Origin of the sequence: Moritella dasanensis ArB 0140, assembly GCF_000276805.1 — a bacterium.
Taxonomy (GTDB): Bacteria; Pseudomonadota; Gammaproteobacteria; order Enterobacterales; family Moritellaceae; genus Moritella; species Moritella dasanensis.
The window spans coordinates 1-22,456 of sequence record NZ_AKXQ01000001.1 but is presented as its reverse complement, the minus strand read 5'-3'; the positions used below and the strand labels follow the sequence as shown (position 1 = coordinate 22,456).

16 protein-coding genes and 1 pseudogene are annotated in these 22,456 nt (G+C 39.4%); 7 read left to right on the top strand and 10 right to left on the bottom strand.

Translation table 11 applies throughout. The features are described from left to right. Positions 1-126: 126 nt before the first annotated feature. Complete coding sequence (locus A923_RS0100085) at positions 127-537, top strand: hypothetical protein (protein ID WP_017219588.1); 411 nt, start codon at positions 127-129, stop codon at positions 535-537. Between the two features lie 219 nt (positions 538-756). Next, complete coding sequence (locus A923_RS0100080; RefSeq protein WP_017219587.1) at positions 757-1,251, top strand: hypothetical protein; 495 nt, start codon at positions 757-759, stop codon at positions 1,249-1,251. Positions 1,252-1,404: 153 nt separating this feature from the next. Here the strand turns inward: A923_RS0100080 and yejK are convergent, their stop codons facing one another. Further along, entirely contained in the window at positions 1,405-2,439 is a 1,035-nt protein-coding gene (gene yejK / locus A923_RS0100075) for a nucleoid-associated protein YejK (protein ID WP_017219586.1), read from the bottom strand. A gap of 80 nt (positions 2,440-2,519) precedes the next feature. Here yejK and A923_RS0100070 point away from each other — a divergent pair, with 80 nt between their 5' ends. Then, positions 2,520-2,750: a YejL family protein gene (locus A923_RS0100070; RefSeq protein ID WP_017219585.1), complete on the top strand. Its 231-nt coding sequence runs from the start codon at positions 2,520-2,522 to the stop codon at positions 2,748-2,750. Between the two features lie 82 nt (positions 2,751-2,832). Beyond that, complete coding sequence (locus A923_RS0100065; RefSeq protein WP_017219584.1) at positions 2,833-4,719, top strand: DUF3413 domain-containing protein; 1,887 nt, start codon at positions 2,833-2,835, stop codon at positions 4,717-4,719. A 33-nt stretch (positions 4,720-4,752) separates the two neighbouring features. Here A923_RS0100065 and A923_RS0100060 read toward each other — a convergent pair whose 3' ends face one another. Further along, entirely contained in the window at positions 4,753-5,430 is a 678-nt protein-coding gene (locus A923_RS0100060; protein WP_026005986.1) for a metallophosphoesterase, read from the bottom strand. Positions 5,431-5,789: 359 nt separating this feature from the next. Here A923_RS0100060 and A923_RS0100055 point away from each other — a divergent pair, with 359 nt between their 5' ends. Continuing rightward, positions 5,790-7,577: a GMC oxidoreductase gene (locus A923_RS0100055; RefSeq protein ID WP_017219582.1), complete on the top strand. Its 1,788-nt coding sequence runs from the start codon at positions 5,790-5,792 to the stop codon at positions 7,575-7,577. Between the two features lie 106 nt (positions 7,578-7,683). Here the strand turns inward: A923_RS0100055 and A923_RS0100050 are convergent, their stop codons facing one another. Beyond that, on the bottom strand, positions 7,684-7,956 hold the full coding sequence (locus A923_RS0100050) for a GIY-YIG nuclease family protein (protein ID WP_017219581.1): 273 nt from the start codon (positions 7,954-7,956) through the stop codon (positions 7,684-7,686). Positions 7,957-8,136: 180 nt separating this feature from the next. On the opposite strand from A923_RS0100050, the gene dacB reads away from it, so the two are divergent. Continuing rightward, positions 8,137-9,576: a D-alanyl-D-alanine carboxypeptidase/D-alanyl-D-alanine endopeptidase gene (dacB, locus tag A923_RS0100045; protein WP_237716144.1), complete on the top strand. Its 1,440-nt coding sequence runs from the start codon at positions 8,137-8,139 to the stop codon at positions 9,574-9,576. Between the two features lie 164 nt (positions 9,577-9,740). On the opposite strand, the gene A923_RS0100040 is transcribed toward dacB, so the two are convergent. The 3 genes from A923_RS0100040 to A923_RS0100030 form a co-directional block, all read right to left on the bottom strand. Next, a complete protein-coding gene (locus A923_RS0100040; protein WP_017219579.1) occupies positions 9,741-11,042 on the bottom strand; it encodes an inosine/guanosine kinase in 1,302 nt (433 codons plus the stop codon). A gap of 154 nt (positions 11,043-11,196) precedes the next feature. Beyond that, positions 11,197-11,532 carry a hypothetical protein gene (locus tag A923_RS0100035; RefSeq protein ID WP_017219578.1) on the bottom strand — a complete coding sequence of 112 codons (336 nt, stop codon included), beginning with the start codon at positions 11,530-11,532 and terminating at the stop codon, positions 11,197-11,199. Between the two features lie 124 nt (positions 11,533-11,656). Further along, the gene (locus A923_RS0100030) at positions 11,657-12,814 is read right to left on the bottom strand and encodes an acyl-CoA desaturase (protein ID WP_017219577.1); all 1,158 of its coding nucleotides are present in this window, start codon (positions 12,812-12,814) and stop codon (positions 11,657-11,659) included. Positions 12,815-13,261: 447 nt separating this feature from the next. Between A923_RS0100030 and wecB the strand changes: the two genes are divergently transcribed. Next, positions 13,262-14,386: a non-hydrolyzing UDP-N-acetylglucosamine 2-epimerase gene (gene wecB, locus A923_RS0100025; RefSeq protein WP_017219576.1), complete on the top strand. Its 1,125-nt coding sequence runs from the start codon at positions 13,262-13,264 to the stop codon at positions 14,384-14,386. A gap of 84 nt (positions 14,387-14,470) precedes the next feature. Here wecB and A923_RS0100020 read toward each other — a convergent pair whose 3' ends face one another. The 4 genes and pseudogenes from A923_RS0100020 to tdh all read right to left on the bottom strand — a co-directional run. Continuing rightward, positions 14,471-15,391, bottom strand: coding sequence for a DUF4434 domain-containing protein (locus A923_RS0100020; protein WP_017219575.1), 921 nt, complete (start codon positions 15,389-15,391; stop codon positions 14,471-14,473). Next, complete coding sequence (locus A923_RS0100015) at positions 15,385-18,447, bottom strand: NfrA family protein (RefSeq protein ID WP_017219574.1); 3,063 nt, start codon at positions 18,445-18,447, stop codon at positions 15,385-15,387. Before A923_RS0100015 ends, A923_RS0100020 begins: the two co-directional genes overlap by 7 nt. Further along, positions 18,444-20,633 (bottom strand): glycosyl transferase family protein, encoded by a 2,190-nt coding sequence (locus A923_RS0100010; RefSeq protein WP_017219573.1) that lies wholly within the window; start codon positions 20,631-20,633, stop codon positions 18,444-18,446. Before A923_RS0100010 ends, A923_RS0100015 begins: the two co-directional genes overlap by 4 nt. 455 nt (positions 20,634-21,088) lie before the next feature. Then, positions 21,089-21,252 (bottom strand): annotated as a pseudogene (gene tdh / locus A923_RS22895) (L-threonine 3-dehydrogenase); the annotation flags it as partial. Positions 21,253-22,456: the final 1,204 nt, after the last annotated feature.

The window sequence follows — 22,456 nt, the reverse complement described above, 5'->3', positions numbered from 1 at the left end:
TACTTTTATACATAATTATAGATTTTTTATTAGCTCTGGAATGTGATTTCTAAATAAAACCCATATGATTAACTCAATTGAAAAATCTTAATTTAAATCTAAATACTTTCACTAGGAGTGATCATCATGGCTAACTTACTAAACCAAGTAGAAACTATCTACAACGTCGCAAAAGAAACAGCAAAAACATCAATCACTGCAGGTTTTGGTGTTTATGGCACAATCATTGATGAAGCATCAAAGTCATCAGATAAAGCAACGCAACTTTTTGAATCTCTCGTTGAACGCGGTACGCAAGTTGAACCTCAAGTAAAAGAACAAGTTTCTGCACTTTTAGGTAAAAAAATCTCTCTAGAATCAATTGAAGCTAAAGCACAAAGCATCACTAGCCGCTTTACTGGTGCTCAAGGCCAAAAATTGAATGAAGTAGAAAGTAAAATTGACCTACTTGCTACTATGATCAGTGAACTAAAGACTGAACCAGCAAAAGTACAAAAAGTACTTAAAGCGCCAGTAAAAGCGACTGCTGAAGCATAATTATCTTTGATGCATCACATGATGACTGCATAATCGATTCAAGGGGGGCTCTGTCCCCCTTATCCCCTACCTTTTAGCCTCTATTACCACTTAGCCTATACTCGCCAAATCCGCATATTAATTACCTTGAACTGTTTCTCATTTCCATTTGCACTTTACAATGTAAAAACTACTATTAAGTAATATCAATATCACGTATTCACCCAGTAAGGACTAAGAATGAGCCAAGTTAGCTTAACTTATAACCCTGTTGAAGATCGCATGTTACTTATCGTTTCAAATAATATAAATCATCCTCAATGGTGGCTCACTCGGCACATGTGCAAAAAATTATTAGAAATGCTCAATGCCGAGTTAACCCTGCAATATGAGTTAGATAAAATTCAATCTTGTTACAAAAATAATAAAACCGACCAAGAAGCCTCATTTGCAGATAAACACCAGCAAGCATTACATGACGCGGCAGGCAGAACCGAAATACAGAAAAAATCAACACCAGCACAACCAGAAGCGCTACTCACGACACGCATATCTTTAGATAAGAAGCCTGATAATCTAGTCGCTTTATATATTTATTCCCGAGAAAATCATGGGATTTGTCTGGATCTAGATAATAACGGCTTACATATATTCTTAGATATGATGCTAAAAGTGGCAATAAAAGGGGAATGGGGATTAAAACAGGCCAAGTCTATTGAAAACAAATTAAGTTAATAACGCACCGCAAAAGCGTGAGACTAATAATGAAAACATAGTTAAGACATAGCTAAGACAGAGTTAAGACATAGATAAAAAATAGTGATTAGCTATTCATCAAAAGTAAAATACCTAATCACTCATACCTAATCACACATAACGAATTAAGTGTTATTCGTTATTATCATCTGAATTACTGCGACGCGTTAACTGCTCACGTAAATTCGGTGGGATCCCAACAATTGTTAGCGTATCAGTTTGTGCATCATAGCTAATGCGTTCGCCCATTAACTTCTGATCAAAGCTCACGCTTAAACCACCGCCCTGACCGACATACTTAGTCAGTTTACGTACCGCGCCACGATCCGCTGGGAAGCTATCTTCAAGCTGGTATGCTTCTGACGCATATTGATAGAAGTCACGTGATGATACATCGGCTAAATGATCAGATAGATCTTTAACTTCAATCTCATTGCCTTCTTTAATTTGCTCGTTACAGTATTGTGCAACTTGCTCACGTGCTTGAATGGATTCGTTAGCATCGAGTTCGGCAACATGACAGAATTCGTCAACAGCGCGCATTAAGCCTGCGTTCTGTATTTTTGCATCCATGCCCTCTGTACAACCTAAGAAGTCGAGGAAGAAATCAGACACTTTACGTCCAGCGCGACCTTTAATGAAAGATAGGTAGCGTTTTGAATCACTATTTTGTCGCCACTCTGTCAGGTCAATTTTAGCCGCCAATTGTACTTTAGACAATTCAAGATAATGTGTACTGCTCAGATCAAGCTGCTCTGTCACCATCACACTGTCTTTATTTTCCAATAACGCCACGATAAGATAATCAGAAGCCATCCAGTTATAATGGACAAAAGACAGAATACCTTGAGTCATAAAGTCATATTTCAATAACTCGCCGACTAATAAACTTGACGCGGCGCTGGAAAAATCAACAAAATTGCTTTCTTCATAGATGAATTTGCGCAATTCAACTTCAAAAGGTAAACGACTATTGTCTTCTTCTGCGCCTTTAAAGTAACCAAAACCTTTCGCAGGCTTGGCGTTATAAATACGGTGTAATTCACTCGCCAGTTCTTCAACAGGCTGTGAAGTAATCAGTTCTTCACTACGTGGGTAGCATTTAAGCTCACCTTCGGTATTAAAGGCTAATGAATGTAGAATAATGTTATTTAATTTTAGCTGCATATATTTAAAGTATTAGAGTTAATGAATTCTGTGAGGTATTATAATCATCTTTGCCCATTCATACATTAAAAGATTAAATTATGCCTATAGTTTCTAAATACAAAAGCGATAAAGTTGAAAAAGTGATTGATGAAGTTATCGATGTACTAGAAAAACACGATGCACCCTTAGACCTTGGCTTAATGGTTCTTGGTAATGCAGCGGCTAACATCATCAACGCATCTTTATCTCCAAAACAGCGCCAAGCGGTTGCTGAAAAATTTGCTAAAGCGCTTGTTGCGTCAGTAAAAGCAAAAGATACATCACATTAATTAAATGATAGGCAAGGATGCCTTGTCATTTATTTTTATCCATTACACTATCAAAGTACTAATAGAGACTGCAGTTTAACTTATGCTAGAAACAGGACATCATTATCGCGATCAAGTCTCCAAGATTATCAGTTGGGGTCATTGGTTTAGCTTAGCCAACATCTTACTGGCTATCTTACTTGCATCACGTTATATTTTCATCGCCGAATGGCCTGAAACTATGCTTGGTCAAGTTTATTCTCTTATTAGCCTGCTAGGCCACTTCAGCTTTATTATTTTTATATTGTATCTGGTGGTGATCTTCCCGATCAGCTTTGTGATACCGTTTCCACGGGCGCTGCGATTTCTTACCGTTATCTTCGCCACAGTGGGATTATCGTTATTAATCATCGATACCGAGATATTCAAGCTTTATAATTTACACATAAATCCCATTATCTTTGAGATATTACTCGGCGAAAATGAACAAACATTAAACTCAGATTGGCAATCCTTCTTTGTTTTCGTACCGTTTTTGTTTTTACTTGAACTGCTTATTTCCAGCTTTTTGTGGCATAGACTACGACCGTTAAGCCGCTTTAAACTTGGCCCTATTATCGCCATTTTCTTTTTCTGCTGTTTCTTAACGGGTCATTTACTGCACATGTGGGCAGATGCAGCCGTCTACCGTCCGATCACCGCACAAAAAGCAAACTTCCCACTCGCTTACCCAATGACAGCAAGAACCTTCCTTGTTAAATACGGTTGGTTAGATAAAGAAGCCTTTAGCAAACGTATCCGTGATACAAAAAAACCATCAGATTCACGTCTCGACTATCCTAAGCACCCATTGGTAGTGAATGACGATAATCAAAAACTGAACGTGTTACTCATTAATATCAGTACGCTTAGAGCAGATATGCTCAATGATAGTGTGATGCCCGAAATGTCTAAATTGTCACGTCAAGGCCTGCGATTTAATCACCATTTCAGTACAAGCAACGATGACTTGCTCGGTAACTTCGGCATGATGTATGGTCTTGCCCCACAATATTGGGATGATATCGAAACATCAGCGACGTCCCCTTTCATGCTCGACTACTTTGTTCAGGCGGACTATAACCTCGGTATCTTTAATACTGAAGCGTTGGCGGCACATAGACAAGAGCAAACAACATTCATTAATTTGGAAAGCCCCAACACAACCATCGTGGCGGGTACACAGCAAGATAGTGAAACCGTTAGCGCGACACGTCGTTGGATAAAGCAGCAAGACGAGACAACCGCTTGGTTTGCTTATGTGAGTTTACAGTCAGTACAAAAGGTGGAAACGCCAGCTGGTTTCCCTGCGATGTTCTACCCTAATATTCAAGACTTAAATAGCCAAGCAAGCAACCGTCAGATAGCGCTGTTTAACAGTTACCGAAACAGTGTCAGCTATATTGATAAAGCCGTCGCTAAGATAGTTTATGAGTTAAAACAAACCAAGCAATATGATAATACGGTTATTGTATTCACAGCCAATCACGGTAATGAATTTAATGATTCTGAAAATCACTCGTGGGGATATGGCAGTAACTACTCAACGTATCAAACACAAGTACCGCTATTCATCGTCTGGCCAGGTAAAACGCCACAGGTGATAGAACAAGATACTAATCATATTGATATCGTACCGACTATTTTGACTAATCTAAACGCGGTCAATAATCCAATTTCAGATTACAGTAACGGGATTGATTTATTTTCTGGTGAGTTTAAAACGTGGCAACTACTCGGTGATAAGAATAACTTTGTGATCCTGCAACAAGACACGATTACCTTGTTCTCGTATCAAGGCCTATTCAGTCGCCAAGGTAATCATGATGTGAGAAATCGTCTTGATTACAAATCAATTCCACGAGAAGAGATGCTTGATACGCAATTTAATCAGATTTTGACGGAATTAAATTATTTTTATAAAGCGACGCCAGCACAAAGCCAGAACTAAGTTAGAACGACGCTAGAACGACCAGGTTAGGCGTTAGGCAATCACCATATATGCTTGCTGTGCGGACAAGACAGTTAATCGTCTTGTCCGCATTAATGTATCGATCCATAGTTGATTTACGTTCGTCGTCACCCGCGCACAATTAACATGCCCATGAATAACAAATTTAACCTCATCAATATGAAATACCTCCCCTCTTTTCACCTGCTGATATTGTTTCTTCGACCAAGCACAATCTTGTAATAACTCAATATCATCCAGCGTTGCCGTTTGTAATGCTGACCAATGACTTGGTGCATTGGCGTGACAAACACCAATATTGCCAAACTTAGATTCAATCGTAAAAGCAAAGGGACAATACGCGTCAACCAACACTTTGAGACGATCTTGCTCCTGTACACTGCACTGATAAAACCATTCGCCACCAGCATTGCGATGAATACGAGCCAAGTCACTGGCTTCGTCGGCTAATAACATCTCTTCATGATTGCCACGGACAGCGTAAAACCAAGGTTTTTGTAATAATTCAACGCACTTCATAGAGTCCGGTCCGCGGTCAACAATATCTCCCACAGAAAACAATCGATCACACTCAAAATTAAACTGACACTGCGCTAAGGTAGCCAATAATAAATCGTATTCACCATGAATGTCACCGACAAAGAAATCCTGCCCTTTATGATTCATTGCTATCTCTTTATGTATTCGCATTTTCTACCTCATTAGTCATACATGACAATATTTTATTTTTGCGATCTATTTCACGTAAGCATTCTAATAAGTTAACACTAACACCGTTTAATTGATGAAAGCCTCGCTAAACGTAACAGCCTAGTAATTTTACGAGTATTATTTAACTTAAGGTTAATACATTATTAACAAATAATTAAAAAATATTCCGCGAGATACCTAGAGTATGGTACATACAATCGCGGCAACATTTTGATAACATAATTAAGTCGTCAGCATTAATTATGTCTAATAGACACATCACAGAGACTCTAAAATAAATATAGTGCTTGAAGCACAGTCTTGATGTGAAATTAACGGATTAGCAGTAGGGGTAATACATGTCGAGTACTAACTTTGATTTTGACCAGATTATTATCGGATCTGGTTTTGGTGGTTCAGCCAGCGCATTGCGTTTAACAGAAAAAGGATTTCGCGTATTAGTATTAGAACGCGGTAAACGTATTACAACGAAGGAATTCTCACGCACCAGTTGGAATTTAAAACGTTTCATGTGGTTACCACAACTCGGTTTAACAGGGCCATTTACCTTTACGGTGACACGTAAGATCAGCCTCGTCCACGGCAGTGCGGTAGGTGGTGGTTCACTTGTTTACGGTAATACCCATCTGATTCCAGAAGCGAATATATTTGCCGACCCGTCATGGACAGGCATGCATGACGACTGGCATACACGTCTATCTCCTTATTACGCATTAGCACAACGCATGATTGGCGTACAAAAAAATCGTTACTTTGGTCCTGCTGATCTGATCTTAAAAGACGTCGCCACCGATATGGGACGTGAAGATACATTTAAAACAGTATACAGCGGCCTACTCTATCCAAAAGGTGAAGATAAAGTTTCACAAAATATCGATGTAGAACGTTTAGGTGAAGACCGTGGTGACCCTTATTTTAATGGCGATGGTCCCAAGCGTAATAGTTGTACTTATTGTGGTAACTGTATGTCAGGTTGCCGCCATAATGCTAAAAATAGTCTGGATAAAAACTACCTCTACTTTGCAGAGCGTAATGGCGCAGAGATCCGTCCAGAATCCAATGTCACCAAGATTGAACCGATTGTCGATGAAAATGGCGTAAAAGATGGTAGCGCGGGTTATACCATTCACATCACCGAAGGTCTGGGACTGTTTAATAAGAAAAAGTACACGCTCACGACGCGTGGTGTCGTTGTTTCAGGTGGTGTATTTGGCACGATGCCGTTATTACTGAGAATGCGTGATGTAGAAAAAACCTTACCGAACCTAAGTCCTAATCTTGGGCAGAATGTCTTAACCAATTCGGAAACACTGTTAACCGTTTCCCATAATCGTTTAACTCAGCAAGAACAAAAAGAAGAAGTGTGGAATGGTACTGCGATAACCTCAATTTTCTCACCTGATGATGAAACCAAAGTTGAAGTTGTCCGTTATGCCAAAGGCAGTGATGCAGCATTCACCGGTGGCATGTCCGTACCACTCACATCAAAGCAATCCGGTATCCCCCGCTCAGTGACTATGCTGGCGAACATAGCAAAGCAACCCATTAAAACCCTAAAAATGCTGAACCCCGTTGGTAAAGCCAAAGACACTATTATTTTGTTAGTCATGCAAACGGCACAAAATAATATCCACATTGAGAGTAAACGATCTTGGCACTCCCCTTTCACTCCAACTTGGATACCAGTCCAACATAAAGGTGACGAGAAGCTTAGAAACTACTTCCCAATCGCGCAGAAAGTCGCGGAACATTACATTAAGTACTCAGGCGGTGACGCTGGCAATCTCGCCTTAGAGGTTATCGCAGGCACCCCTATCACGGCGCATATGATGGGTGGCGCGCGTATGGGCAAAGATCCAGCAACAGCAGTACTCGATGATACAGGCCAGGCGTATGGTTATAAGAACCTGCGTATTCTTGATGGTTCTATTATCGCAGGTAACTTAGGCGTGAATCCATCGCTGACTATCCTGGCATTAACGGAACATGCGATGGCACAAATCCCCGTTTTTGATGCTGAAAAAGCCGCGAAAATTAAACCGGTCAATTTCTCGGCAGCGCTTGATGGTAATCCTTCAGCACTGCAAACGGCGGGTGTACCAGAGATTTTAGCCAAAGCAGTGTAACGGGGTGCAGACTCACGACTAATCATCGATGAGTCCGCTGTAGGTCAATAGTGAATCACTGCGATTGACATAGAAAATAACGACTGACAATAACTACAGACAATAACTACAGACAAAGACTCGCTGAATTAATTAGGGCGAGTTTTTGTTTACGTGGTAACTGCTTAATCGCGTACTCACGTTTACTTGCCCTGCTTCTATCAGGTTGAATTTCTGTATAGGCTATACGTATTGGCTTCGCACGGCGAAAAAATTTAGCGCCGGTGCCATTACAATGCTGTTTGTAACGCCTGTCCATGTCTGTGGTAATACCGCAGTATAAACCCGCTTCCGTTTCAATAAGATAAACAATCCATAAACTCGCTTCCGCTTTAGTCACAACCTCACCCTTATATTACTATCGTTATTCGTATTACTATTTATAAGAACAGAACAGAGCAAGCACATCTCCCTCGTCCTGATATTGAGTATTTTAGTGTTATTTAATGATTCGCATTCTATTAGACCACAATGTCCGCTAGAATAATCATCCACATCGCTTTGAATATTTAAAAATAATATGTTACGAATTTACCTTTACAGCCTTACTCTCTACTTTATTAGCATGACTGTTCATGCCGATGAACTAGCGTCTTTACAAGCACTTTTACCTTCAGGCACCAACGTTGCTTATATGATAGGTCAGCCTTTCGGTGCCACAAACGAAGTCACCAATGACATCTCTAGCCAACAGAATACCGAGTTACTATTAACGCCGGCATCCACACAAAAACTGCTTACCGCATTGACGGCGAAGCTTTATCTTACCGATGAATATACCTTTAACACCAGTTTACATGGCAATATCAACAAACACAGCATTAGTCACACGGAATTCAATTTCACTGGGGATCCGACCTTTACCCGAGATGATCTACGTCGCATGCTTAAGCAACTTAAAGCCCAAGGTGTAACTCGCATTAGCGGTGATATCAGCCTTAACCAAAGCCGCTTTAATGGTTACAATTGGGGTAATGGTCAAGTCTGGAACGACCAAGCTGTTTGCTATGCAACGCAAGCGTCAGCCTTAGTCATCAACGGTAATTGTGTACTAGGTAATCTAAATCGTTCAGCGGACCTTAAAAAAGCCACTATCTATATTCCCGATTACGAACCGTTAAGCATAATCAGTCAAGTTGATATTATGACGAAAGAGCAGCAACAAGCGCAGTTCTGTGATTTAGAGGTAACACGTCATCCAGGTAACAATTACACCTTATTCGGCTGTATAACCCCTTCTAAGCGCAATTTACCGTTATCTTTTGCTATATCGGAACCTGCGACTTATTTTGCCGCGGTATTGAAAGCGGAATTAAGCCACGCCAAGATTAAATTTAGCGGTGACGTTGTTGAAAACCTGCAGCCAGTAACATCAGCAATGGTGCTTAATCATCAATCTGTATCACTGGGTGACATCATAGCTAAAATGATGAAAGAGTCAGATAACTTAATTGCTGACATTATATTTAAAACCATTGGGGCGGAATACTTCCAGCAAGCAGGTAACTACCGTAACGGTGCTAAAGCCATGCGTGAAATTCTGGCTGAAGCAGGTATTTCTCTCAGCTCGAATGTCATTGCCGATGGTTCCGGTTTATCGCGTCATAACTTAGTATCTACTGAAACGATGTTTAGTGTGCTTGAATATACGATCAAACATGATGACAAACTGCAGTTATTAACAACCATGCCAATAGCGGGTGTAGATGGTACATTACAATATCGTCGGGGCTTATTGAGTAAACAGCTAACAGGAAAAATTGTCGCAAAAACGGGCTCATTGAAAGGTTTATCTAACCTAGTTGGCATTGTACAAACCCAGAAAAATCACAAGGTGCCTTTTGTACTCATGGTCAGTGGTTACAATCCGCTGCCACGTGATTCAGATAAACCGAGACAAGCCTCACCGTTAACGCAATATTTGGCCGCATTTTTTAATACCATAGTGACTAAGCACTAATTATTGCTGAGCGAACACGAACAATAGTGACGAAATCGACGGTAAAAAAAATGGCGAGCAACTAAACTTATTATCTGTTTAGTTGCTCGCCATTTTTGGTTTTTATACCAGAACATTAATTAGTCGTAGAGGATGACGCTAGCATCATTCACTAGACCAACTCATTAGCTAGACCAGTAACCTTCATCCAACGAATCTTCACGCTCTGGCAAGCCTGTTAACAGACGTGGTGAGTGCTGTGCTAATACTTCATAACTTACACGGTTTGCATATTTACATAACTGTGAAAGTGATGAATAAGCCAGGCAATTGGCCGTGTGCTTATCGGAATTAGGCACGATATCACGATGATATGAGTTAGCTAACATATCATGCAAGATTGCTGATAATGCGCCATCACCAGCACCATTCGTATTTTTAATTTCCATTGGGCCACCTAAATACGGCGCAATGTGTGAATACATTTTCAACGGTTCAATCGCATCAGCTAAACGCATTGGACGGCTGTATTCATAACGGTTAAATTCAGCAATGGCACCCGGTAATAATTGACCGCTTGTCTCACGTTTATTTTGCTCATCCGTGTAACCAGCCATATACAGACCTTCAGCGCCTGCAGTACAAAGCACAAGATCACACCATTCTAGCGCCGCATCGGCAGCAAGTAGTGGATCAGCAAAGCCTGTTAATGCTTCACCTTCATCTTCATTCATTGCAATAACAGTCACATATTCATTAATAAAATTCTGCCACCACTTTTCATTACCTTCAATAATGAAACGCGTACCGAGTGTAAGAATAATAGGAATGTTAAGAAGCTTAGCCTGTTCAACCATGTGCATAGCCGCTTCTTTGATTGGATCATCATCTGCACAACGTAATAAATACGCAGAGATGAGTAAACCAGAGCTTTTTTGTAATTGATCTACAGGTAAATGGTCTTTGGTTAATTTATTCATTAAACCAGCATTAATACCAAAACTACGATTGCCATCAGCTGAGATAAACGTAAAACAACGACCAATTGGACCGTTCACCGGTTGTAAGTAATTAAGGTTTACTTTACTGCTGGTATTACATAAATATTGGTACGCATAACTGCCAATTTTAATTTGGTCACACATAGTACCAAATAGCAGTGACTGAGATTCAGACAAGATCGCGTAGTTATGCAAAGTATTGGCAACTGTACCACCAGCGAATTCGCTGACGATAAGATCATTCTGTTTTAACTCGGTATAAATTTGTTCGGCTATATCATCACTGATCATCAGTGACTCACCCTTTTTTAAGCCAAAACGAGTTAAAAAAGCATCTTCGACATGTGCTTCAATATCAACGAGTGTCTGATCAATACCGCATAATACAGGTTGAGCTACATTTGCAACGTTTGCTTTTTTGACAAATGGATTGCCTGTATTGACAGGGAAATAATGCTTAGACTTGCGTTGACCGGGAAATTTCATATTTGAACCAGCATGAGAAAATAAAGGGGGCTGATTTTACCAGTCTAATTCTGAAATACCAGTAAAACCAAATTAATGATCCATTTATTAACCATATTCTGGTCGTTCACCTAGATTTAACCAGAATAAATAGAATATAAAGGTAAAAAGTAAATTAACCCTGCTTTATCCTTACGACAAAATCACCACCCATTTTACCCGGATCACTGCCGCGAATAACAAAACTGCTGGTGACAAAATCAAATTTACACTCATGCCAGGCACACGTGAAGTTCATCATATAATCTATTTGGGTAAGGTCATCACTTGGATCAAGACGAATAGTGCCTTCACAATAACCGGCAAGTACAAAACTGACGAGAGTCTCTACATTACACCGACGTAATGGACTGGCATATTCAACAAAGGCGAAAAAAGTGGCGTTACCGAAATTATTGGTGGGTAAATCATGTGCGAGTAAATACTTACGCATATCTTTATGTGTGATCAAAATATCCTCCCTGATTATCTTATGCCATCCTTGGCATTAAAGAGACTGTATTAAGATTACAGTCTCTTTCTAGCTTATATCGAGTAAAGTGCTATCTAGTGAATCGCATCAAGTAAATACGAATCTAGTGAGCAAAACTAAGCTGCATGTTATTCCATACTTTACGTTGATCATAGAACGCTTCTTTCAGTTGGCTTAGCTGCAATTTAGTATCACGAATTTGTTGTTCAAATTGAATTTTATCCAATTTTTCATTCAGTGACTTTTTCTTCGATTCAAATAATACGACTTTTGCTTTATAAAAAGCGTTAAGCTTCTCACATAACACATCGTATTCTTGGTTAAGACGTAAAATAACTTCGTCAGCATTAGGTAAATGCTGCACTTTATCGTGGCGGCGTTTCAATTCCATCTTCAATTTAGCCTGTTCGATACGCGCTTCCGGTACGGTACGCAAATCACTGGCTAGATTACACCACGCTAAAACATTAATGAGCCATTTAGTCGGATCGTATTGGTACCATTTAATACCATTACGGTAATCGGTTTCAAAAATATGGTGATAGTTATGGTAGCCTTCACCATGGGTAAAGATAGCTAATAACGCATTATCACGTGCGGTATTACGGTCTGTGTAAGGCTGAGTGCCCCACATGTGTGCCCATGAATTGATGAAGAATGTAAAGTGATGGCTTAATACTAAACGCGCTACACCTAACAATAATAAACTCGCCCATACGTCACCGTATAGCAAGCCCACTAAGATCGGCACACCGACATTCATAACCAGCGCCAGTACGTTATAGTATTTGTGCTGCCATACTGCGATACCGTCTTTTTGTAAGTCACGCACATTAGTGTAATCGGTATAAATCATCGCATTATATTCACGTAACATCCAACCGATGTGTGAGAACCAAAAGCCATGACTTGCTGAGTACGGGTCTTTGTCATCATGATCGACATGTTTGTGATGACGACGGTGATCTGAGCTCCAATGAATCGCACTATTTTGTAATGCAAATGCTCCGCCTAATGCAAATATCAGACGCACTGACCAATGGGCCTTGTAAGTACGGTGCGACCAGAGTCTATGGTAGCCACCTGTAATAGATAAACCACAGACAAATATACCTACAATCATAGCCACAACTTCGAACGTCTCAAAGCCGTATGTAAAGCCATACCAAGGTACTGCAGTTATAGCAACAAGGAAGGTTGAAGCAAAAACGAATACGTTTAACCAAATTAACGGTGGTTTTTTCATAATATGATCTTTCATAATACTATCTCTAAAGCCTGATGAAGTAGTTTCATTGAATAATAGCGTACAAGTGTAAGCTGAGTTGTTAATGAATGCAAACCTATGTTACAAAAATAGTTACTTATTCGACTATTTTGTTTGCTTAAATTTGATCTACGGCACAGGTCACGTTTTTAAATTTGTGATCTACTCGATAGTCTAAAGTGCCCAAGTCCTGTTGCAGATGCAATTAACACTATTTATCCAGAAAAAATATCCAGCTTAGTAGCTTTAAATGATTAACAATGCATTACGATTTGTATTCAATAAAAACACAAAGTCTTAGCGAGTATCTGAACACTTACGGTTTCCCCGCTGTTTAAATTTATTGTAATAGTGTAATGACTTGTATTATATGTTTTAATTTCTGAACATTAAAATTAAACACATATTCTATAAATTTAAGATCAATTTTCTGGGGGATATATGAAAAAAGTTTTAACTGTATTTGGTACTCGTCCTGAGGCCATTAAAATGGCGCCATTGGTGCATAAGTTAGCGGAACAACATAATTTAATAAGCAGAGTTTGCGTAACAGCCCAGCACCGGGAGATGCTAGATCAGGTATTAAATTTATTTGAAATCACACCCGATTATGACTTAAACATAATGCAACCTGGGCAGGACTTGTTTGATGTTACCGGTAATATCCTCGCTGGTTTAAAAGAAGTCTTAGATGATTTTGAGCCAGACATTGTGCTAGTACATGGTGATACTACGACTACTTTTTCAGCTTCTTTAGCCGCATTTTATAAACAGATAAAAATAGCACATGTTGAAGCAGGACTGCGAACTGGGAACCTTTACTCCCCTTGGCCTGAAGAAGCCAATAGAAAATTAACCGGAGTACTAGCTCATTATCACTTTGCGCCGACTAAAGGATCGAAAGATAACTTAATTAAGGAACAAGTGCCTGATTCGCGGATCACGGTAACAGGCAATACTGTTATTGATGCTCTTTTATGGGTTAAAGACAAACTGCAGCGTGATTTATCGATAACGGCTGAACTTAACAATAAATTTTCATTTTTAGATAATCAAAAAAAGTTAATTTTAGTCACAGGGCATAGGCGAGAAAGTTTTGGCGGCGGTTTTGAACGCATTTGTGAAGCGCTGGCAAGGATTGCTAAAACGCGACCAGATGTACAAATATTATACCCGATGCATATGAACCCCAATGTACGCGAACCGGTAAATCGAATTTTATCTGGGCTGGACAACGTCTTTTTAATTGAGCCGCAAGATTACCTACCCTTTGTGTATTTAATGAACCGTTGTTATTTAATTATTACCGATTCCGGTGGAGTACAGGAAGAAGCCCCGTCGCTGGGTAAACCCGTGTTAGTCATGCGTGATACAACGGAACGCCCAGAAGCAGTAGAAGCGGGAACAGTTAAGCTGGTCGGTACTGATATTGACAAAATTACTGATGCCACCTTAGCACTGCTCTGTGATCAACCGCTATATGAAAAAATGGCAAAATCACATAATCCTTACGGTGACGGTTTAGCCTGCAGCCGAATCGTTGAACAATTAGCTAATAGTCAGTAACGCAGACAACACACTGAATATATTTTTCAGTGTGTTGTAAGTCGCTCGTTCTGTTAATCGTACTGTTAATTGTACTATTAATCGTTAATCAGATTTTGAATCTAGAATCCCTTGCGCATAAGGCAGATAACGTAATGAAAATATAACTTTCTCGCCGTTACAATAAGCACTCATTGAGTTTAACTGCTGCTGCCATTCTGCCGCTGAAGGCGGTAGTGCTTTAAAAACATCTACTTCCTTCTGTTGCCTGAAATATTCGAAGACGGTCCCAGAAACGGTGGCATTGTCACAGTTTAGTAATGATGAAAAGTAATATTTTTTTTGCTCCGCGGTTAATGCCTGTGTTCCGAATCCGTCTTGGAGTATGACATTAAGCTGCCCCTGCAGTGAAATGGCAGAAAACAAATCACTGACTTGGCTCGCAGACTGATAACCGCCTATATAGGCGGAAATATAAATAGGCTGTTCTGGCGTTAATGTTAATATCTCATCTTTTATCGATGTCAGGTGTTTAATTAACAATGATTTTTTATCTGCGTCCTGCCAATGATAGTCATCAATCTCTTCTGTTAGATACCAACCTGAAAATGCTGTCGAGTTAACGTATTTCAGCCATTGTTGGACCTGTTTTAAAGATAATACCTTTTGTTTATGCAGATAATATTTTAACGATGCAGCTGGTTGTTTAATGCTGGAGAAAAAATTCGGATCTGAATATAAACCGATAATAACCTTTAGGTGCATCTGCTCTGCTAATATAAACACTTGCTCAAGCTGCTTATTTTGCTTAACACTTAAATCACCACGCTCTCCGTATGCAGTCCATTGCAAGACAATACCTTTAGCGCCAGACTGTTTAAGCTCAGACAGCAATCCTTGCCACTGCGCAGTCGTTACCGACACATCGCGAAGTTGCGGCTGGTAAAATACCCAGCTGTCTTTTACGACTGCCGCCGCATTAATAGAAAAAAGCAGCAGTAGACTGATCAAAATACCTTTTACCATGTAAGCCTCGCTGTTAAGCCAATACCATGATCATCATCCAGATAAGTCTTGAACGCTTCAGTAAACTCTAATTTGATCGTACTTTTTCTGCTGTAGGCCATTGTTTCACTACCGTTACTCCATAAACTAAATTCAAGGCCTGCCCCAACGCTAGAAACCCCGCCTAAATCATTCCCAGAAGCCTGTAGCAGTGCATAAGGTTTTATTGTCCATGCCTGGTCAAAAGAGCTCGATAATTTAAAGTTATGACCGATACTGTATTTAGATGTGACAGCATGATCGCCATCCTTACTCCAATAAGCAGCATCAACATAAAGCTCCTGCTCTGTCCAGCCGTTACCGTCACTATGCCACTCACTGGAGTATTTCCCAGTTGAGAAGAAAGACGCGGTAGCCCTCACCATAAGATCCGCCTGATCTAAATTCAAATGATATTGCGGTTCAAGGTAGAGATAAAAGCTTTGGTTTTCAAAAGGTGCTAATCGAGCACCAAGCCCGAACATATCAACCCCACCCGGACTACCAACACGTTGATTCGATGAGTTTTGTCCAAACAAACGTCCATACACAGCTACGTCGCCCAATGCTGTTTGATATTTATCAGGGTTACTTTCTAGAGATAACAGCCAGTAGTTAGCATAATTATCTTCTTTGTTGTCGGCGGCCACGGGCAGGTAAGCTGGCACACTATTTTTGCCATACCAGAGATCAAAATTTAGATTGTACTCTCTGTTTAACTGTTCGTTATACCGTCTTTTATTAAATTTAAGCTGCTCTACACTGACGCCGTTAACCGGTTCGGTGATGTAATAGTCCATATTGTCAGTGGCTTTATCTGACCAGACCCGCGCCATTGCCTTATCGTTGTTTTGCAGATAGAGATAAGATATCTGCTGATACATAGGGTAATTATCAGGCATACCTTTAAGGCTGTTTTCAAAATGTAAAATGGCTTCCTGTGGTTTCTGCTGACTCAGCAGTAAATAACCAAGTTCTTGAGATAAACGGCTGTTTTCAGGATCTGCGCGTAACGCCGAACGTAGTAACACCTCAGCTTGATTACGAGAGATAGCCGCTTGTTCCGGCGACTGCAAAGCCGCTATCTGAATCAGTCTCTGTGCTGTAGGTTCTATATTTTGCGCCTGCTGTAGACTCATTAAAGCACTGTTGTTATCCCCTGTTTTTTTGCTTAGCTGCGCTTTTAAATTCCAGTACGCTAATTTTTTCTCACCGTTATTATTTTCATACTGATTAAGCCAAAGTTTGGCCTTAGTGATGTCCTCAACTGAGAGTGCTGTTTGCGCGGCTTGTAGATAATGTTTATTGTCTAAAGCGCCAGTAGTTAACATCAACCAGCGGTTAAAAGCCTTCTGCGACTGACCTGATTCAGCTTCAATATAAGCCAGTTCAATTTGCGTATCTGAACCGCTTCTAAGCTGGTCTGCTTGGATAAAGTAATCGTACGCATAAACCGAACCGCTTTGTTTGAAGCAGTGTCCTAGATTCAACATATTTTTACGGCTATAGGGTTTGCTGTATAAGTTCTGGGCTTTATCACAATATCCAACTTGAAGCCAAAGCACGGCTAACTGTTGGCGCTCACTTTTGTTAAAGCTGGTATTTGGAAGTGTCAGTAACTGTCTTTCCAATTCATTATTATCAAGCCCTGAAGCCAGTTCAAACATATAACTTTTTAATGTTTCAGCTTCTACGGTAGTCGCACCTTTAAAAGGGTAACTTTTGATTAAATGCTCGTAGGCAACATTCTGCTGGCCGCTTTCAATCAACAGGTAACTGTAGTTTGCGAGTATTTTCCAGTCCGTTGGATAATCTTGGTTAAGCTGCTGGTATATAAGTTTAGATTTGCTGCTATTACCCTGCTTTTGATACAATTCTGCTATTGTTTGACGATCTTGTTTAGTCCGATTTTTTTTAGCAGACAGGAGTTTTATTGCCTGTAGATAATCGTCTTGTTGCTCTGCTATGTTAACGGCGTTAGCGCGCCACAGCTGGGTATTCTCACTGAATTTAACTTTATGCTCATAATAATAAGGTGACAGTTGCTTTTGCTTACTAACCAGTTCTGCCGCTAAAGTAAGTACCTGTCTTTCCTGGTCTGCCGTTTTAATCAACTTGATAGCGTTATTGAGGGGGGCCTTTGTTTGCTGATCTCTACCGGCCTTTAGATTTATATAAGCCCGCTTTAATTGCGCATCAAAGTTGTCGGTCTGCAGTGCCAGTAACTGATCTGCTTTAATTATCTCATTTCGTTTTATTAATAACACAGTCCATTGATCAATTTCCCCCTTTGTTAATAAGTGCTGGTCGTTAAGAATAGAAAATTGCTGTAAAGCCTGAGTCTCTTTACCATTACCATTACCAATATAAGCTTGTAACAGCGCTTGTCTTGTTTGTTTGCCGGCATTTGAATGAGAGAACTGGTTATCTTTGAGTAACAGCTCAACATCCTCTAATCGCTGCTCTTTTAACAGTATATTGGCATAGGCTTCATGGACCACAAAGTCTGTATTTTCCAGAAATAAATGCGTCTTAATTAAATTTAAGGCGTCATCTTTTTGGCCATGTTGATAGATATAATTACTCGTCACATAGAGTAAATGCAATCGTTGTTTTTTATCAATTCGGTCATCTTTAAGCTTTTCTTTTGCCTGCTCTAGCGCCTCACTATTTCCATGCTCAATAGCTTCGATTAACACCTCTATCTGTAGTGAATGAAATTCTTCATCTTCACTATTCACTGTCAGATATTGCTCGATTAAACCCTCCGCGTTACGGAACTCTTTTAGTTCAAGGTAAGCGGCGACCAGCTCTTTTGTAACTACGCTATTATAAGGAGAAACGTTTAGAGCATCTTTCCAAATAGGTACAGCTTCGGCATATCTGCTTTGATCTGTCAGGCGATACGCTTTATCTACATGCGGAAATAAGCGAAATTGTGTGTAGTCAGATAAGCCTTCACCTGCGGGAAAACTGTCTTTTGCCTGGGCAGGGCTACAGACAATTAATAATAACAAAATCAAACATTTCAAATTCATGCGTTTAGTGCTCCGGTGACCAGATGTGCCAAATTGGGTTCTCGTTTTACCTGTAAGGCAATAGCCGTATCCAGTTCTTCTATACTAATGACTTCTTTATCCAGTAAGTAATCATTTAACGTAAGAGCACTTTTTTCATAGCCAATTAATATTTGATTCATCACCTGAGGTGAAATATTACAATACTCGGATAATATCTCTAACAGCGACCACTGACCTTCAACATATTGATGCCAGACTTGTTGCTGCATGTTTTTGTCCAGTTGCTCAAAGCGCTCTACTCCGGCTGTAGGATCGGCAAACCTTTCACCGCTATAATAGGCTTTAAGTGCTATTTGCACCTGACCCGGGTAAGCAATGATATAGCTAACTTGGCACTTTAATTGGCGACTAATGGCTGCTAGGCTAACGGGGGATAAGTATTCTTCACTTGCCAGCATTACCCCTTGTTCCGATTTATAATTAATCGCCACGATGCCGTAACGCCACGCCAGACCTTTGCTGATTAGCGTAATAAGATCACCCGATATATTTAGAGGTTCAATATTTTGATAATCAACTTCTGCTTGCTCTGCTACGGCTTTGACTAGACTCTCAGATGTCACCAGTTGGTTATTTAACAAGTAACGTCCTAGGCGCTGGCCTTGTGGTTTGTCTTTTAAGGCTTTATCTAACTGTATTTCTGTTATTGCGCCCAAATCAATTAAGATTTGGCCGATTGCTTTACGTGCGCTACGTTCATCATCTAAATGGGGAAAGTCATGAGTGGTTTTATCCCAAGCGACACGACGTGCATCTCCCATCTCAATGACTTGACGTAATGCGCGAATATTAGCAAAAAAGTTAACAATATTACCCCATACCATACGTGGCATTGATAAGAATCCCTGCATCCAACCGTAATAAGCTTTAACAAAAATAAAGCGTTGAAAAATCCTATTGATAAGAAAAAATGCATTAATTTTCAGCAGAATACTTAGCCATGGTTCATCGCCATAAATAGAAAGGAAATGGTAGGGATCATCACTAAGGCTTTGCACTAACCAGATGATTCCTAACTGAGTGAATACAAGCACAGCAATAAAGCCGACCAAGTTGGTAATACCACCTTTACGATCTCGACATAAGAAATAGTTCATTGACCATGATTTACTCCAGGCATGATTTTTCATGCCTTGGAATACGATGCCGACAATCCAGCGAGATTTTTGTCTGACCGCAGTATTGAAAGTATCAGGAAAATACTCACGTATACATATCACACTGCTTTCTCGTAAGTTTTTACCTGACCAAACCGAATGCGCTTTTTCGTGCTCAGGAGTCACAACCGGGTAACGCACAAAGATCTCTTCCATTCCGTGCTCTTTAATACGGATACCAATATCGTAATCTTCGGTTAAGCTTTGAATATCAAACGCAATACCATCACCTTCTCGGAGCAGCATACTGATGGCTCTGCGGCTAAAACAGGTGCCGACACCTGCACTTGGTACCTGTCCGGCGATAGCTTCTCGAACAGGAACGTCTTTGCCGTGCAGTTCTGCAAATTCATCAATGTAGTGACCACTAGTAAAGTCGGTCCATTTACGTGTATATGGGTAGACTGGCAGCTGGATAAGATCTTTTCTGTTCACTAGGTGGTTATAAAGCCGCAACTCCATGGTACTCACGACATCTTCAGAATCATGGAGAATGAAACCAGCAAATTCAAACTTAGCCTGCGCTTCAAAAAGGAATATAGCTGCTGCTATGTTATTCAAACAATCCGCTTTACTGGTTGGGCCCGGACGCGCGCAGACCACTTTATGGACATTAGGGAAGCGAGCACAAACTTGGTCGACTTCTTCTTGGGTTTGCGGATCATTAGGATAAGTACCGACAAAAATATGATAATTTTCATAATCTAATGTTTTAGCGGCCAATTCAGCCATCGGGCCGACAACTCCGTGCTCTTGCCACGCCGGCACCATAATGGCTAACGGTTTTTCCGGCGCGTCATACAAACCTTCATAATCGTGAAATTTATGTTTGTCATAAACAAAAAATTTACGATAAAAGTGGCGAGTCCAATGACAAATATCGATAAAAAAGTCATCAATGCCACTTATTAATAGAATAATGGCGAGTCCATAAACAAGATATTTTAGCGAAAAAAGGTAAGTGACAAAGACGTCTATCCAGCTCATGATTATGTTTATCCTAAGTAAGCACTACCTTAATAGCAGAGTAGAAAATGAGTTAATTTATATTCTAAATTACCTGAGATAATCCGATAATCATTTGTATTAACCATATTAATCAGATGGTTTATAGTATAGAAAAGTATACTTATAGCAGAAAAATGTGATGTGTATCAAGTTAATAAATGATCTGATTACCGCAGGGAGGCTGGAAATAAGCACCATTAATGCGGTCGATTTCGCTAGTACCTTACTTTTCAGATGAACATAGAGTCTAATATTTTAATTTTATTATCGTTATTAACGGACCTGATTTCTGCTATGCCCTGTTTACGGCCGATCAATGTTTTAAGCACTAAACGCATATAAATTTGGCACTGGAGTATTCAACATATTGTTCGTTTTTAAATAATAAATGGAGATAAATTAATACACCACATTCATACCAGCTTTGCAGGGCAAACATGCTTACATACCGCAGCGCCATAATACCGATAGGACCAGCACCGTTGATTAATACATCTTCACCAACAACATCGAATGTCAATGCGGTGTGAACAGCATTACCAAACGGGTCAAAGATTGCCGCCATGTCATCAGAAATATCATCCGGTAGTTTGAATGCATAATTTATACTTCCATATATCGTTTGTTACCTTATTTTTAATTTAAATTCAATCGTTAACAATCAGTTCTCGTTGCTAATATTTCTAGTTATTTATGTGATACTGTACTAAATCCCCCCCCACTTGATATTAGTATTCAAGAATTTAACTCTCTGTATTGAACTAATAAGTGAGGTTTAGTGGTCTCTTTTGAATGCCCGATTTTAACCGTTATACCAGAAAACATTGTAATTAAAGTCGTTCAATTTGAAAATTTAAAATATGAATGCTTTAAGTTTTTATCTGTGTTACAGCTTATACATCTGTACATATTTCTGTAAATCAGTCGATCTAAGCCACGTCTTGGTATGCGAGCGAAGCGTGGATGATTACAACATCTCATATAGCATGTTTTTATGTATGGTTTAGATGTAACTCTAAAAAAATAATCGCTCCCTACGTTATCATCTTTACGCACATCATATGTATAACTATGATGTGATGTACCGATAGTAATCAATCGAGATGAACGTAACAATTCTAAAATATCGTAAGACATCCCCGAAAGTAGTAGTGTGTTATTTTCGACTAATTCATTTAAAGGTGAATACGCTTCTAATAGTGCATCTTTTTCGTCATTCGTTAGTACTATATCTGTAATCATACAACCTCTCTTTTTCAATTACATATCCCTTCTGATTACCACCGGACCTCAACTAATTCAAAAAAGAGCTAAGGTCTAGTTGCTGTTCGAATACTTGAGTAATTAACTAACAAAACGTCTTTTCTAAGTAAAACATCGGATTAAACTTAAACTTAAAATAAAACTAGACTAGATATAGAGATAAATGCTTTTTATTCATGGCATGATAAATATCATTTATTGAATTTTTAACATTACTTATCATTATATTGATCAATTTTAGTACTCCCTTCATCATCTATTGAACGTAATCAGTTAAAAATGTTCCATCACTTCGTTTTTTAATTGCTGAGCAGCGCCTTATAACATGACAGGTAATCTTGAAACCTAAATGGTTGAAATGTTGTTTTATTGCGTCACAAAGTAAATGGTAAAAATAATTTTTCAGTCGAAAATAAAAAGCACATTAATATTCACATTGATTTACAACCCTAAAAACTTACTCATTTTTATATAGTTTGCTATGACAGAAAATCAATAGGATGGAATTAAAATGTATTTTAAGTTATAAGTTATAACTT